The 12,751-nt window shown below is 71.6% G+C and carries 13 protein-coding genes and 1 tRNA gene; 8 read left to right on the top strand and 6 right to left on the bottom strand.

The window, feature by feature from the left end; all coding sequences use genetic code 11:
- Positions 1-12 precede the first annotated feature (12 nt).
- The 4 genes from AB0G01_RS12845 to AB0G01_RS12830 all read right to left on the bottom strand — a co-directional run bounded on the left by AB0G01_RS12845 (position 13) and on the right by AB0G01_RS12830 (position 3,818).
- Positions 13-855: a spermidine synthase gene (locus tag AB0G01_RS12845; RefSeq protein ID WP_360943669.1), complete on the bottom strand. Its 843-nt coding sequence runs from the start codon at positions 853-855 to the stop codon at positions 13-15.
- Positions 852-1,262 carry an adenosylmethionine decarboxylase gene (speD, locus tag AB0G01_RS12840; RefSeq protein ID WP_360943666.1) on the bottom strand — a complete coding sequence of 137 codons (411 nt, stop codon included), beginning with the start codon at positions 1,260-1,262 and terminating at the stop codon, positions 852-854. Before speD ends, AB0G01_RS12845 begins: the two co-directional genes overlap by 4 nt.
- A 55-nt stretch (positions 1,263-1,317) precedes the next feature.
- Positions 1,318-2,394: a type III PLP-dependent enzyme gene (locus AB0G01_RS12835; RefSeq protein WP_360943663.1), complete on the bottom strand. Its 1,077-nt coding sequence runs from the start codon at positions 2,392-2,394 to the stop codon at positions 1,318-1,320.
- A gap of 170 nt (positions 2,395-2,564) precedes the next feature.
- Complete coding sequence (locus AB0G01_RS12830; RefSeq protein ID WP_360943660.1) at positions 2,565-3,818, bottom strand: metallophosphoesterase; 1,254 nt, start codon at positions 3,816-3,818, stop codon at positions 2,565-2,567.
- 113 nt (positions 3,819-3,931) lie between these two features.
- Here AB0G01_RS12830 and AB0G01_RS12825 point away from each other — a divergent pair, with 113 nt between their 5' ends.
- From AB0G01_RS12825 to pabB, 3 genes are all read left to right on the top strand, one after another.
- Positions 3,932-4,435 (top strand): SigE family RNA polymerase sigma factor, encoded by a 504-nt coding sequence (locus tag AB0G01_RS12825; protein WP_360943657.1) that lies wholly within the window; start codon positions 3,932-3,934, stop codon positions 4,433-4,435.
- Positions 4,432-5,376 carry a hypothetical protein gene (locus AB0G01_RS12820; RefSeq protein WP_360943654.1) on the top strand — a complete coding sequence of 315 codons (945 nt, stop codon included), beginning with the start codon at positions 4,432-4,434 and terminating at the stop codon, positions 5,374-5,376. The genes AB0G01_RS12825 and AB0G01_RS12820 overlap by 4 nt, the downstream gene beginning before the upstream one ends.
- 88 nt (positions 5,377-5,464) lie before the next feature.
- On the top strand, positions 5,465-7,594 hold the full coding sequence (gene pabB, locus AB0G01_RS12815) for an aminodeoxychorismate synthase component I (protein ID WP_360943651.1): 2,130 nt from the start codon (positions 5,465-5,467) through the stop codon (positions 7,592-7,594).
- A 69-nt stretch (positions 7,595-7,663) separates the two neighbouring features.
- Here the strand turns inward: pabB and AB0G01_RS12810 are convergent, their stop codons facing one another.
- Positions 7,664-8,005, bottom strand: coding sequence for an Lsr2 family protein (locus AB0G01_RS12810; RefSeq protein WP_015104119.1), 342 nt, complete (start codon positions 8,003-8,005; stop codon positions 7,664-7,666).
- A gap of 275 nt (positions 8,006-8,280) precedes the next feature.
- Here AB0G01_RS12810 and AB0G01_RS12805 point away from each other — a divergent pair, with 275 nt between their 5' ends.
- The 5 genes from AB0G01_RS12805 (at position 8,281) to AB0G01_RS12785 (ending at position 11,722) form a co-directional block, all read left to right on the top strand.
- Entirely contained in the window at positions 8,281-8,562 is a 282-nt protein-coding gene (locus AB0G01_RS12805; protein ID WP_360943648.1) for a metal-sensitive transcriptional regulator, read from the top strand.
- A 125-nt stretch (positions 8,563-8,687) separates the two neighbouring features.
- Positions 8,688-8,764: transfer RNA gene (locus tag AB0G01_RS12800), tRNA-Leu, on the top strand.
- A 486-nt stretch (positions 8,765-9,250) separates the two neighbouring features.
- Complete coding sequence (locus tag AB0G01_RS12795) at positions 9,251-10,057, top strand: Long-chain-fatty-acid--CoA ligase (protein ID WP_360945196.1); 807 nt, start codon at positions 9,251-9,253, stop codon at positions 10,055-10,057.
- A gap of 429 nt (positions 10,058-10,486) precedes the next feature.
- A complete protein-coding gene (locus tag AB0G01_RS12790; protein WP_360943645.1) occupies positions 10,487-10,723 on the top strand; it encodes a hypothetical protein in 237 nt (78 codons plus the stop codon).
- Positions 10,724-11,182: 459 nt separating this feature from the next.
- On the top strand, positions 11,183-11,722 hold the full coding sequence (locus tag AB0G01_RS12785; RefSeq protein ID WP_360943642.1) for a hypothetical protein: 540 nt from the start codon (positions 11,183-11,185) through the stop codon (positions 11,720-11,722).
- Positions 11,723-12,015: 293 nt separating this feature from the next.
- On the opposite strand, the gene AB0G01_RS12780 is transcribed toward AB0G01_RS12785, so the two are convergent.
- The gene (locus tag AB0G01_RS12780) at positions 12,016-12,582 is read right to left on the bottom strand and encodes a sigma-70 family RNA polymerase sigma factor (protein WP_360945193.1); all 567 of its coding nucleotides are present in this window, start codon (positions 12,580-12,582) and stop codon (positions 12,016-12,018) included.
- Positions 12,583-12,751: the final 169 nt, after the last annotated feature.

Raw genomic sequence — 12,751 nt, 5'->3', positions numbered from 1 at the left:
CGCGCGACCGGGTCACGCCAGGGACCGGCGCACCAGGTAGGGCGGGATCGAGTTGCCCAGCAGCGCCAGGTCGTCGATCGTCCCGGGCTGGTAGCCGCACCGGGGCAGGCGTTCGGTCATCAGCGCGGTCGGGTCGGCGACCTCGTCGGCGCGGCCGAACAGGTACGCCCACTCGTGCTCGTCGGAGCCGTAGTACGCGACCGTGCCGAACACGTCGTTGAACCGCTGCCAGGACCGGATCAGCGTGCCGTTGCGCCACATCGTCTGGCACCCGGCCTGCGTCACCACCACACCGCCCGACGTGAGCAGCGCCTTGCACATGCGCAAGAACTCCTCGCCGTAGAGGCGGTTGTGCTGCGCCTCCTCCTCGCGCTCGTCCGGCAGGTCCACCAGGACGATGTCGTAGCGCTCGGAAGTGGTGCGGATGTGCTCCCACCCGTCGGTGTACCGCACGCGGACCGCGCCCTCGCCGCGCTCGGCGGCGGCCAGCTCGTCCGGCGAGTAGCCGTAGGGCAGGTGCTCGGCGCACAGCTTCACGGCTTCCTCGTCGATGTCGATGTGGTCGACCACCGACGCGCCGGCCGCCACCGCCATCTGGCACACCACGCCCTCGCTCGACCCGATGACCAGCACCCGGTCGACGCGGTCGGCGAGCAGCAGCGCCGGCACCATCAGCGCCTCGTGGTAGGTCAACTGGCTGAACTCGGTGCTCTGCCGGTCGTCGTCGCAGAATAGGGACAGGCCCTGGCCCGTGCGCGCGATCACCAGGTGCTGGAACTGCGTCCGGGTGTCGACCACGACCTCGTCGACGTCCCAGAGCCGGGTCAACCCGGCCGCGAGCGGTTCGCTGATCACGCCTTCTCCTCGCCCACGAGTGCCGGGACGCGGGTGCCCCGGCTGATCATGTCCGTCCGTGCGGACGCAGCGCCCAGCGCGGTGGCCAGCAACTGCACCGCGAGCGCGGGTTTCGCACGCGTGCCGCAGGTGAACACGTCCACGAACACCGCACCGACCTCCGGGTACGTGTGGATGGACGCGTGCGACTCCGACAGCAGGGCCAACACGGTGACCCCCTGCGGCTCGAACTGCTTGGAGACCACCTCCAACACGGTCGCGTCGGCCTGGGTGAGCGCTTCGCCGAGCGCGTGCCGCAAGAACTGCTCGTCGTCCAGCAGTTCCGGGCTCACGCCTTCGAGTTCGGCGAGCACGTGCTGTCCTGCGAACAAGCCAACCGGCTCGGCTTCGCACGGGAGTTCGGACATCAATCACTCCAAACATCTTGAGAAGGGGTTGTGCGTCTTACAGACAGGAGCGCGCTCATCGCACGCAGTAGGTGGCCAACGGCTCGAAGCCGTTGAAGGCCACGGAGGAGTAGCTGGCGGTGTACGCCCCGGCGCACAGCAGATCCACGTGGTCGCCCGCCTGGAGGTCCAGGGGCAGTTCGTAGCACGTGTTCTGGTACAGCACGTCATCCGCGTCACAGGTCGGCCCGGCGATCACCACGGGTCCCGTCGGGCCGCCGTCGCGGCTGGTCCGCAACGGGTAGGCGATCGCCTCGCCCTCGGTCTCGGCGAGCCCGCCGTAGCGGCCGACGTCCAGGAACACCCAGCGGCGCTCGTCCGCGTAGGACTTCCTCGACACCAGCACGACCTCGGAGCGCAGCAGCCCGGACTCGGCCACCACCGCGCGACCCGGCTCGATCATCACCTCGGGCGCGAACTCCCCGAAGTGCCGGGCGATCGAGGCGGTGATGGCGGCGGCGTAGTCGGCCAGCGGCGGCAGCGGGTCCAGGTAGCCGGCGGGCAGCCCGCCGCCGAGGTTCACCGTCGACAGCTCGACGCCGTCGGCGCGCAGCTTGGCGGTCACCTCGGCGGCGTCGGCGATCGCGGCGTCCCAGCCGGTCGGGTCGAGCTGCTGCGACCCGGCGTGGAACGCCACGCCCAGCGGCACCAGGCCCAGGTCCGCCGCGAGGCGCAGGAGATCCGCCGCCATCTCCGGCGCGCAGCCGAACTTCTTCCCGAACGGGTAGGTGGAACTGGTGCCGTCGACCAGGATTCGGAGCATCACCGACGCGCCGGGCGCGTGCTCGGCGACCGCGCGCACGTCCTGCTCGCTGTCGGACACGAACAGCCGCACGCCGCGACCGTGCGCGTAGGCGATGTCCCGGGCCTTCTTGATCGGGTTGCTGTAGGAGATGGCCTCCGGCCGCGCGCCCCGGTCCAGGCAGAGGTCGATCTCGCGCGGGCTCGCGACGTCGAAGCCCGACCCCTCGGCGGCCAGCAGCCCGACCACCTCGGGCGACGGGTTGGCCTTGACCGCGTAGAAGATCCCCACACCGGGCAGGGCGTCGCGGATCGCGGTGAACCGGTCGCGCACCGTGGGCAGGTCGATCACCAGGCACGGCGTAGTGGGTCGCCCGTGGTCCAGGAAACGACGAATACGAGCTGTTGCCTCGTGGTGGAGCCGTTGGCCGGCAAAGCTCGTCTTCATCTCGCTAGGGGTCCCCCTCCGCAACCGCGTGCTGGCACGGCCGTCCACTCTAGGCGGTCCCGGTGAAGAACGCCCTATCGGCCGGCGAAGTTGTGACGCAGCTCCACCACCGTGATGTCCGGGGGAGCGCCCACGCGGACCGGCGGACCCCAGAACCCGACGCCGTTGCTGGTGTACACCTGGGTGCCGTCGACGGTGGCCAGACCACTGCGAACGGGTTGCTGCAAGCCGATGGCGAGGTGGAACGGGAACATCTGGCCGCCGTGCGTGTGGCCGGAGAGCTGGAGGTCGACACCGTGCTTGGCGGCCTCGTGGGCCTGCACCGGCTGGTGCGCCAGCAGCACCACCGGGTTGCTCCGATCGCGCCCGTCCAGCGCCCGCGCGAAGTCCGGGCCGTCGTCGAAGTTCCGACCCGTGACGTCGTTGACGCCCGCGAGGTCGAACGCCGCACCGGCCCGTTCGACGCTGAGCCGCTCGTTGCGCAGCGGGTGCACGCCGAGCCGGTCCAGCTCGCCCAGCCACGGCTCGACGCCCGAGTAGTACTCGTGGTTGCCGGTGACGAAGAACGAACCGTGCGTGCTGACCAGGTCGCGCAGCGGAGCCGCCGCCTCGCCCAGCTCGGCCACCGTGCCGTCGACCAGGTCGCCGACGATCGCCACCAGGTCCACCTGCTGTTCGTTGATCATCCGCACGATGCGCTCGGTGTGCGCGCGGCCCAGCAGCGGGCCCAGGTGGATGTCGCTGACCACCGCGATGCGGTACCCCGACAGCCGGGGGTCGAGCTTGGCCAGCGTGACGGGCACCCGTTTGACCAGCGGGTCGCCCAGCGCCTGCGTCGTGCCGTAGCCCACGACGCCCGCCGTGGCCACGCCGCCGACCGCCGCCAGCGACCGCGCGATGAACAACCGGCGGGTCCGCTCCTCCGGCGTGCGCGGGCCGGCCGGTGCCTCGGTGGCGACGGGCTCGGCGGTGACGGGCTCGGTGGCGACGGGTCCGGTGGCGACGGGCTCGGGCGTGCCCGCGACCTCGGCCGCCCCGGTGGCGCGCGCCGACCTGCGCCGGGCGGCGCGGTTGAGCAGGGCGCGGGGGACCTCCAGCAGGCCGAACAGGAGCGCCAGGTAGAACGCGCAGGCCAGCCAGAGGTAGCCGGGCCAGGCCAGGAATCCCGCGTTGAGCGCCAGACCCGCGATCAGGAGCACGAACAGGCCGACCACGACCGCCGTGCCGATCCGGCGGGCCCGGCCGGGCGTGGTGGTGTCGCGCACCGCGCGCCGCCACAGGTAGTAGTGGGCCGCGCCCATGACGACGGCGAACAGCACGACGAACAACGCGCGACCTCCCGGTGGTGTGGTGCCGAGTCTCCACGAATGTCCGCGATCCCGTGCAACCGGCCGGGCCCCGCCGGCGTGACTAACCCGGTACCGCGGGATGGGGGAGACAGATGAATGATCGGAATGCCGCGTTCGCCGGGTACTTCGCGGCGCGGTCCGACGCCATGCGCGGCACGGCGTACCTGCTGTGCCACGACTGGCACCGTGCGGAAGACCTGGTGCAGACGACCTTCGCCAAGCTCTACGTGGCGTGGTCGCGGATCGACCGGCACGAGTCGCTCGACGCCTACACCCGGCAGACGCTGGTCCGGACGTTCGTGTCCGAGCTGCGCCGGGGGTGGTTCCGCAGGGAACGCGTGAGCGAATCGACACCGGACACCGCCGGCGTCGGTCGGGGGTCGGCGGAAGACCGGCTGGTGCTGCTCGAAGCGCTGGCCAAGGTGCCGCCGAGGCAGCGCGCGGTCCTCGTCCTGCGGTACTGGGAGGACCTGTCGGTGGAGGACACCGCCAGGGCGTTGCGCTGTTCCACGGGAACGGTGAAGAGCCAGGCCGCGCGGGGACTGCGGACGCTGCGCGGCCTGATCACCCCGCAGCAGGGAGAAAAGGTGCGATGAACGAGGACGAGCTGAAGAGCGCGTTGCACGACGCGATGGTGGCGAGCAGCCCGCCGCCCCCGATGAGCCCCGAAGCCGCCGTCGCGGCCGGACAGGCCGCCCGGCGCAGGCGGAAGACGGCCTGGGGCGGCGCGGTGGCGGGTCTGGCGGTGGTGGCGATCACGGTGGGCGCGGTGCTGGTGCCGCAGCTCGCCGGCGGTTCCGGCGAGGGCGCGGTGATCGAGGCGGGCGGCCGGTCCTCCGACCCCCGCCCCGTGCCGCCGGGGTGGAGCGGGGTCACCGCGACCACCCCGCCCTCCCCGACCGGGTCACCGGCGCAGACCGCGCCGAGCACCGCGTCCGGGCCGACCGAGCGGCGGTGGCCGGACGGGCAGACCGACCGGACCGCGACCAGCGGGCCGCGCGCGGAGAAGTCCGTGCGGGTGCTCAACGAGCTGGGCTCGTCGCTCCCGCCGACGTTCCAGGCCGTGGACAAGCAGGCGAGCGGTGGCGGGTGGTCCGGGCCGATGCGCTACACCCAGTCCCAGTTCGCCACCTACTACGGCCGGGACGAGCAGTCCTGGGAGTACCTGGCGACGACGCCCGTGGTGCGGGACGGCTCCCCGGGCGTGGGCCGGCTGTGGATCCAGGTCGCGACCAAGGGCAACCGCATGTCGTCCACCACCTCGCCGTGCCAGGCGTCCGACGCCGCCTGGTCGATCAAGGGGACGTGCGAGGTGGTGGACGTCGGCGGCAAGGAGGTCGGCTACCTCACCGCCGCGCGCGGCGAGGAGTCCGACCTCGACGAACTGGCCATCTACCGGCACGACGACGGCACCGTGGTCTACCTCGGCCAGTCCGCCGCCTACCGGAACACCGGCCACCCGGCGCTGAGCGGCCAGGTGTTCACCCGGGAGCAGCTCGCGGCGCTGGTCATCGACGAGAAGTTCCACCTGGGCTGAGTCCGCAGGGACCGGGGAGGCCGGGGTGTGGCCGGCCTCTCCGGGGTGGTCCTCCCGGGTGTTTCGGCAGGTACCGTGCTGTGTTGCCATGCGGACCCTGCTGATCGACAACTACGACTCGTTCACGTTCAACCTGTTCCAGTACCTCGCGCAGGTGAACGGGCGGGAACCCGTCGTCGTCCGGAACGACGACCCGAGGTTCCGGCTGTCCGATTTGCGCCGGTTCGACAGCGTGGTGATCTCACCCGGTCCCGGCCGCCCGGACAACCCCGCCGACTTCGGCCTGTGCCGCGCCGTCCTCGACCACGGCGACCTCCCGCTGCTCGGCGTCTGCCTCGGGCACCAGGGGCTCTGCCTCGCGCGCGGCGCGGCGGTCGGCCTGGTCACGCCCCGGCACGGCGTGGTCGACCGGGTCCGGCACACCGGCGTCGACCTCTTCGCCGGGCTGCCGTCGCCGCTGCCCGTGGTGCGCTACCACTCGCTGGCCGTCACCGACCTGCCGCCGTCGCTGGAGGCCGTGGCCTGGTCGGCCTCCGACGGCGTGCTCATGGGGGTGCGGGACCGCACGCGGCCCGCGTGGGGCGTGCAGTTCCACCCCGAGTCGATCTGCACCGAGTACGGGCACGAGCTGCTGGCCAACTTCCGCGACCTCGGCGGCGGGTCGCTCGGCGCGGCCGACCCGGTCACCGCCTCCGCTCCGGCCACCGTCCCCGCTCCGGTGACCGCGACCGCCCCACCGGCCGGACCCACCCCGGAACGGCTGACACCCACACCCGGTGCCACCGCCTGCGGCGTGCCCGCGCCCGACGTCGTGCCCGTACGGCGGGTGACCGTGCGTCGGGTGGAGGCCCACCCGTCCCCCGAACGGGTCTTCGAGGAGCTCTACGGGGCCTCCGGCGACTCCTTCTGGCTCGACAGCAGCCAGGAGGGCCTGCGGGGGCGGTTCTCGGTCATGGGCGACGCCGGCGGGCCGCTGGCGCGGGTCGCGAAGTACGACGTGTGGACCGGTCGGGTGACGGTCGGTGACGAGGAGTTCGACGGGCCCTTCTTCGACTGGTTGGCCGCAGACCTGGCGGCCAACCGGGTGGTCGTGCCGGACGTGCCCTTCGAGTTCCACCTGGGGTGGGTCGGCTACCTCGGGTACGAGGTGAAAGCGGAATGCGGCGGGGAACTCGCGCACCGTTCGGAGCAACCCGATGCGGCGTTCGTGTTCGCCGATCGGGCGCTGGTCTTCGACCACGTGGAGCGGTGCGTGCACCTGTTGACGCTCACCGAGTCGGACGAGTGGTTGGACCGAACGGAGGCGTTCCTCACCCAGGTCGGTGATGGTGCGCCGGGAGCCGTTTCCGGTGCGGTCGGTGCGGTCGCCGAGTCGGTTCAGCTCCGGCACAACCGGGCGCAATACCTGAAACTGGTGGACACCTGCCAGGAGGCCATCGCCGCGGGCGAGAGCTATGAGGTGTGCCTGACCAACATGGTCACCTGGCGGGGCGAGGTCGACCCGTGGGAGGCGTACCGGTTCCTGCGCGCGGAAAGCCCTGCGCCGTTCGGGGCGTTGCTCCGTTTCGCCGCGCTCTCCGTGCTCAGCACTTCACCCGAGCGGTTCATCCGGATCGGCCGAGAGGGTGTCGTCGAATCCGAACCAATCAAGGGGACCCGGCCGCGCGGGGCCACCGCCGAGGCCGACCGGGCTTTGCGCGCGGCCTTGGCCACCAGCGCGAAGGACCGGGCCGAGAACCTGATGATCGTGGACCTGGTCCGCAATGATCTGGGCCATTGCGCGGAAGTGGGCAGCGTGGCGGTGCCCAGGATCTTCGAGGTGGAGAGCTACGCGACGGTGCACCAGCTCGTCAGCACCGTTCGGGCGCGACTTCGGGACGACGCTTCGGCGGTCTCGGCCGTTAGGGCGGCGTTCCCCGGCGGGTCCATGACCGGGGCACCCAAGGTCCGGACAATGCAGATCATCGACGGCCTGGAAGCCGGGCCGCGTGGTGTCTACTCGGGTGCGCTGGGTTACTTCTCGCTGTCCGGAACGGCCGACTTCAGCATCGTCATCAGGACGCTGGTGGTGGACCGGGACAAGGTGAGTTTCGGCGTGGGCGGCGCGGTCATCGCGCTGTCCGACCCGGCCGGGGAATTCGAGGAGACGGCGGTCAAGGCGACCGCCCTGCTCCGCCTGCTCGGGACCGGGTTTCCCGGCCGTGGGGCAATGGCCTGACCTGGCCCTCCGGTGTTCTCCCCTGCGGCCGGCACGGGAGCGGGCCGCAGGGGAAACGCCCGGAGCGGATCAGGAGGCGTGGGCTTCCTGGAACTGCACGACCAGGCCCTGGGGAATGCGCCCGCGGTCCGAGATCTGGTGCCCCTGCGCCCGTGCCCAGTCCCGAATAGCCTGCGCCTGGGCCTTGTCACCAGCCTTTACCGTGCTCTTGCCGGTGCCCTTGCGCTGCTTGCGCCCGCCCGCCCGGCGCGCCTTGGCGACGAAGTCGGCCAGGGACTCGCGGAGCTTGTCCGCATTGTCCTTGGAGAGGTCGATGGAGTACTCCACACCGTCCAAGGCGAAGGTCACGGTCTCGGCGGCTTCGCTGCCGTCGAGGTCGTCGATGAGTTGGACGACGGTCTGCTGTGCCACTGTTCCTCCGTGTGTGCTCGCATAGCGCGTGTTGCCGTCAACTTGTATCTGCGCCACACGCTTCGGACGACACCATAGTGCACGGAAGGAATATCGCCTAACCTTTCGTCGCGAAAATGTGTCCGATGCCCCCGGACGGGTCATTTTGCGGGCTAAACCGGCGGTCCTGAAATGTGAGGACCGCCTTCGGCGTCACACGTGGTGCCGGTCACACCCGGTCGGGTGGCCTATCCTGGTGGTCGGATACCCGCCCAGGGTAGGGAAGGCCAGGAGCGATGCACGGTTACACAGCGGACAAGGACGCTTACCTCAAGCGCCTGCGCCGCATCGAAGGACAGGTCCGCGGCCTGCAACGCATGGTCGAGAACGACGAGTACTGCATCGACGTGCTGACCCAGATCTCGGCCGCGACGAAGGCGTTGCAGGCGGTCTCCCTGGGCCTGCTGGACGAACACCTGAAGCACTGCGTGGCCCAGGCCGCGGCCGAGGGTGGCGAAGTGGCGGAGGAGAAGCTCGCCGAAGCGTCGGCCGCGATCGCCCGCCTGGTCCGCTCGTAGTACACCCCCCCCGCGCACCCCCGCGGCATTCCGCCGGGCCCGGCTACGGTCGGACCGGACGGGCCGGCCGCGGCCGAGGGGTACGCGGCAGCCCGTCCGCCTGATCCAGTAGAGTGCTCCCACTGGCCCCCGTAGCCCAACCGGCAGAGGCAGCGGACTCAAAATCCGTCCAGTGTCAGTTCGACTCTGACCGGGGGCACCAGAACCCTCCGCACGACCACCCCGGTGACACCCCGTGTGCGTTCGCCCGTGGTCGGCTCTCCGCGCTCCTCCCGCCCGGTGATACCGCCCGGCGACGACCGCCGACACCCGCTCAGCCCCGGTCCGCGCACCGCGAGGCGGCTGCGCAGCGGCCCGGACTTCCCGGCACGTGGGCATTTCGTCCCGCCGTGCGAGTTCCCGCGTCCAGCCGCCCGGAATCCCGCGCGGTCGCGCCACTTCCCGAGCCCCCGTCGCCTCCCGGACCTTCTCCGGCCCGTGCCGGCGGAAAGCGGGGGACGGGGCGATCGGCTATTCCGGCAACGGTGGAAAAGTCGCCGGGTCGCCTCGGCTTCCCGGCCCGGCTGCGGACGGCGGACGATTCCGCCGGGAACTGATCGGGTGGGCGGCGGGGTAAGTCGGTTGCCGGTCCGGGCTGCCGGGTGCGAGATTCGTGGGGTCTGGTCCGGTGAACCGGGAGCGGTGGTCCGTGTTCGTCACCACGTTGGCCGAGCGGCCCGATCTGCTGGGGCCCGCGCTCGCGCTCGGTGGCGTCGGGGCCGAGTTCATGCGGCACGACCCGATCGCCGAACTGGTCCGGGCCGAACGGCTGGCCGCCCGGTGGCCCGAGTACTTCCTGGTGATCCTCGACGGTGACGTCCCGGTGGCGCGGGCGGTCGGCGTGCCGCTGGTGTTCCCCGCTCCGGGGAGGGCGGAACTGCCCGACCACGGGTGGGACGGCGTCATCCGGTGGGCGGTCGAGGACGCGCTCGACGGGCGGGTCCCGACGTGCGCGGCGGCGCTGGACGTCCAGGTCGCGGAGGACCGGCGGGGGCGCGGGGTGGCGTCCGGAGCGTTGGTCCGGCTGCGCGCGGTCCTGCGGCAGCGGGGGTTCGACCGGCTGGTCGTCCCGGTGCGCCCGACGTCGAAGGAGCGGCACCCCTTCCTGGCGATGGAGGAGTTCCTGGCGCGGCGGCGGGCCGACGGGTTCCCGGACGACCCGTGGCTGCGGACGCACGAACGGCTCGGCGGCCGGGTCGTGAAGGTGGCACCGTTCTCCATGACGATCGTCGGCAGCCTGGCGCAGTGGCGGACGTGGACCGGCGGGTCGTTGGTCGACGGCGAGAACGTCGTGCGCGGTGCCCTGGCTCCCGTGCTGGTGTCGACCGGGTCGGACGTCGGCGTCTACGTCGGGCCGAACGTCTGGGTCGAGCACTCCCTCGACGACTCGATGATCGATTCCCCGGGGTGGGCACCCTCGCACCCGCACTCCGCGTCAGGTCCGACGGCCTGCTGAACACCGCGTCACACCTTGCGCCGTGGCGGCCGGAGGTCGGCCGGCAACCACACTGGCCGACGTGGAGCCGGTCACCCCGGCGGTGATGCAGGCCCTGCTCGGCCGGGCCCTGATCGCCGACCGGCAGTACTACGGCCGCGACTACGAACACGATCTGGCCGACACCGGAGTCCGGCTGCTGCACCTTGCCCGCAAGGGCGACTGTTCTTCTCGGACGAAGATGGCGGTGTTCGGGAGTAGTTGGCGGAGGTGGTGGCGGAGTTCGGGGCAAGGTGGCGGGGCGGTGGACAGCGCACGGGGCGGGGTCGGCAGAATGCGCCGCCGTGCAGAAGCTCGGTCTGCTCCCAGGGGCGCTCCCGCATCACCGGATGGGGTTAGAGGTCGCGTTCGTCGACTGGGACGGTGAGCATCGCCTGAAGTTGGGGATGCGTGGCGGGTGCCGTTCGAGGCGTGCTGCCGGTGCGCCGGTCCCCTCCTACAAGGGGGCAGCGCCACTACGTGGGGCACTGGTGGCTGGCCACGACGGGCACGTTGGTGGGGCACGGGTTGTGGTTGGAGCGCAACCGGTTGATCCTGTCGGGCTTCGATTCGCAGGTGGTGGACATCGCCTCGCAGCCGTTCTGGCTGTTCTCCACCACGGCCGAGGGCAAGCGGCGGACCGGGTGAAGCCGCGCGACGAGGTGGCGTTCGAGGCGACCGCGCAGGCGTGCTCGGTGCTGGGGTAACGTTCACCGAACCCGTCGACTCAACGACGGACAGGACCACGACCACCCGCCGGCGGACGACCACCCCTGCCACACGAGCAACCACGCAGCCGCCGAGCCAGAACGGCCTACGCCCGACGAAGCGTTGTCACCAACTCGACATCGCTGGACCAGTCACAGGGCTGGTCCAGCGAGCCTGTTCAACCTGTCGGCCAAGTCACCTGTCGGCCCTGCCCGGCCTCGGCGCTATCAACGCCAAACGTTGTACGGGAACCACATGCGGCCTTGTAGTGTGCGCGGGCGTTCGGGCTCGTGAGCGGAGGATGGCGACGTGGCGAGAGGAGGGACGAGGGGGAGGGGGAGGAGATCCAGGTCGTCGGGCTCCCCGGCGGAAGATGGCGCTGCGGTCATCGCGGTCGTCGTGTTCCTCGCGCTGCTCTTCTTCCAGAAGCACTTCTGGATGCCGCTCGGCGAGGCGCTGACACCGGTGGGCGTTCACCCGACGCTGCTGCCTGAGGACCGGCCCCGGATGGCCGCGCTGTACGTGGTCGCCCTGGAGCTGTTCGTGCTGCCCACCCTCGTGGCCGGCTTCGCGCACGCCCACCGGGTGAACGACGGCGTCACGTTGAAACCGGTCGGCCGGCGCGGGAGGCTCGGCCGGGTGCTCACGATCATCTCGATATCGGTCCAGGCCGCCTTCGTGATGGCGTTGGTCCCGGGCAAGGGCGGTCGCCCTGCGCCGGTCAAGTCCTGGTCTCGGGACGACGACATGACCATCGCCGCGTCGACCGTCCTGAAGCACGCCTTCCTGATGGGGTTGGCCGGCTGTGCCGCCGTGTTGGTGGCGGGCGTGGCCACGACGGCGTGGCGCAGCCGCCACCGCGCCGTGCTCCTGGCCTGCTGCTACCCGGTGCTGCTGTTCCTGCCCGGCCTGCTGTTCCACGACGGGTTCCTCGACTGACCGTCCGGATGCCGTGGTCACGTGTACCGCGATCCGAGTACGGACACGATGCTTGCGGCTGCCCGATTCGACTCTGCGGCGAGATCGAGTCCGGCGAGGTGGCTGGTGCTTCGTCAGCCGGATACCGACCACACCGACCACACCGACCACACCGACCACACCGACCAGCCAGTCACACGATCACCGACCGCCTACGACCACCCACCCTGGGAATCGATCATCTCGTCGGCGTGGCAACGGGACCAGGTCGTCGGGCGGAGCCCCGGCGCGGCCGGACGCGCGCCGGGGGGCGGCTACGGCAGCACGCGCGACGGGTCCACGGCCACCGCCTCCCGCAGCCGGGTCAGCGCCCGGTGCTGCGCCACCCGCACCGCTCCCGGCGTCGAGCCCACGGCGTCCGCCGTCTCGTCCGCCGACAGGCCGACGACCACCCGCAGCACCAGGATCTCGCGCTGCTTCTCGGGCAGCCCGCGCAGGAGTTCGGCCATCCGGCGCGACAGGTCGCCGGTCAGCGCGCGCTGCTCGGGGCCGAGTCCGGTATCGGGCCCGTCCGGCAGCTCGGCCACCGGCGTGGACCGGTCCCGCGCCGCCGAGCGGTGGGCGTCGGCGACCTTGTGCGCCGCGATCCCGTACACGAACGCGAGGAACGGACGTCCTTGCACGCGGTACGACGGGAGGGCGCGGAGCACGGCGAGGCACACCTCCTGGGCCACGTCGTCCGCGGTGACCGACGCCCTGCCGTCGCGGCCGAGCCGGGCCCGGCAGTACCGCACGACCATCGGGCGCACGGCCGTCAGGATCCGGCGGACCGCCTCGGGGTCACCGGTCGCGGCCGTGGCCACTTCGTCGTCGGACACCAGGGAGGCGGGTTTCGGGCCGGGGGCCGACGGGGGTGGGGTGCGCGCGGTGCGCTCGACCAGCGCGCGGGCCGCGTCCGGCTTCACCCGGGCGGCGAGGCCGGTCGAGACCTGGTCGGCCACCGACGACCCGGCCACCTCGGCGGGCGAGGTCCTGCGGTGCAGCCCTGAC

This window comes from Actinosynnema sp. NPDC023587 (assembly GCF_040640215.1).
GTDB lineage: Bacteria > Actinomycetota > Actinomycetes > Mycobacteriales > Pseudonocardiaceae > Actinosynnema.
This window is presented reverse-complemented; position numbering and strand designations above follow the sequence as displayed.

What these genes read in the sequence shown, in the direction of transcription:
- pabB (WP_360943651.1), top strand. Translation starts at nt 5,465, where the DNA reads ATGCGGACCCTGCTGATCGACAACTACGACTCGTTCACGTTCAACCTG.
- AB0G01_RS12805 (WP_360943648.1), top strand. Translation starts at nt 8,281, where the DNA reads ATGCACGGTTACACAGCGGACAAGGACGCTTACCTCAAGCGCCTGCGC.
- AB0G01_RS12820 (WP_360943654.1), top strand. Translation starts at nt 4,432, where the DNA reads ATGAACGAGGACGAGCTGAAGAGCGCGTTGCACGACGCGATGGTGGCG.
- speD (WP_360943666.1), bottom strand. Translation starts at nt 1,262, where the DNA reads ATGTCCGAACTCCCGTGCGAAGCCGAGCCGGTTGGCTTGTTCGCAGGA.
- AB0G01_RS12825 (WP_360943657.1), top strand. Translation starts at nt 3,932, where the DNA reads ATGAATGATCGGAATGCCGCGTTCGCCGGGTACTTCGCGGCGCGGTCC.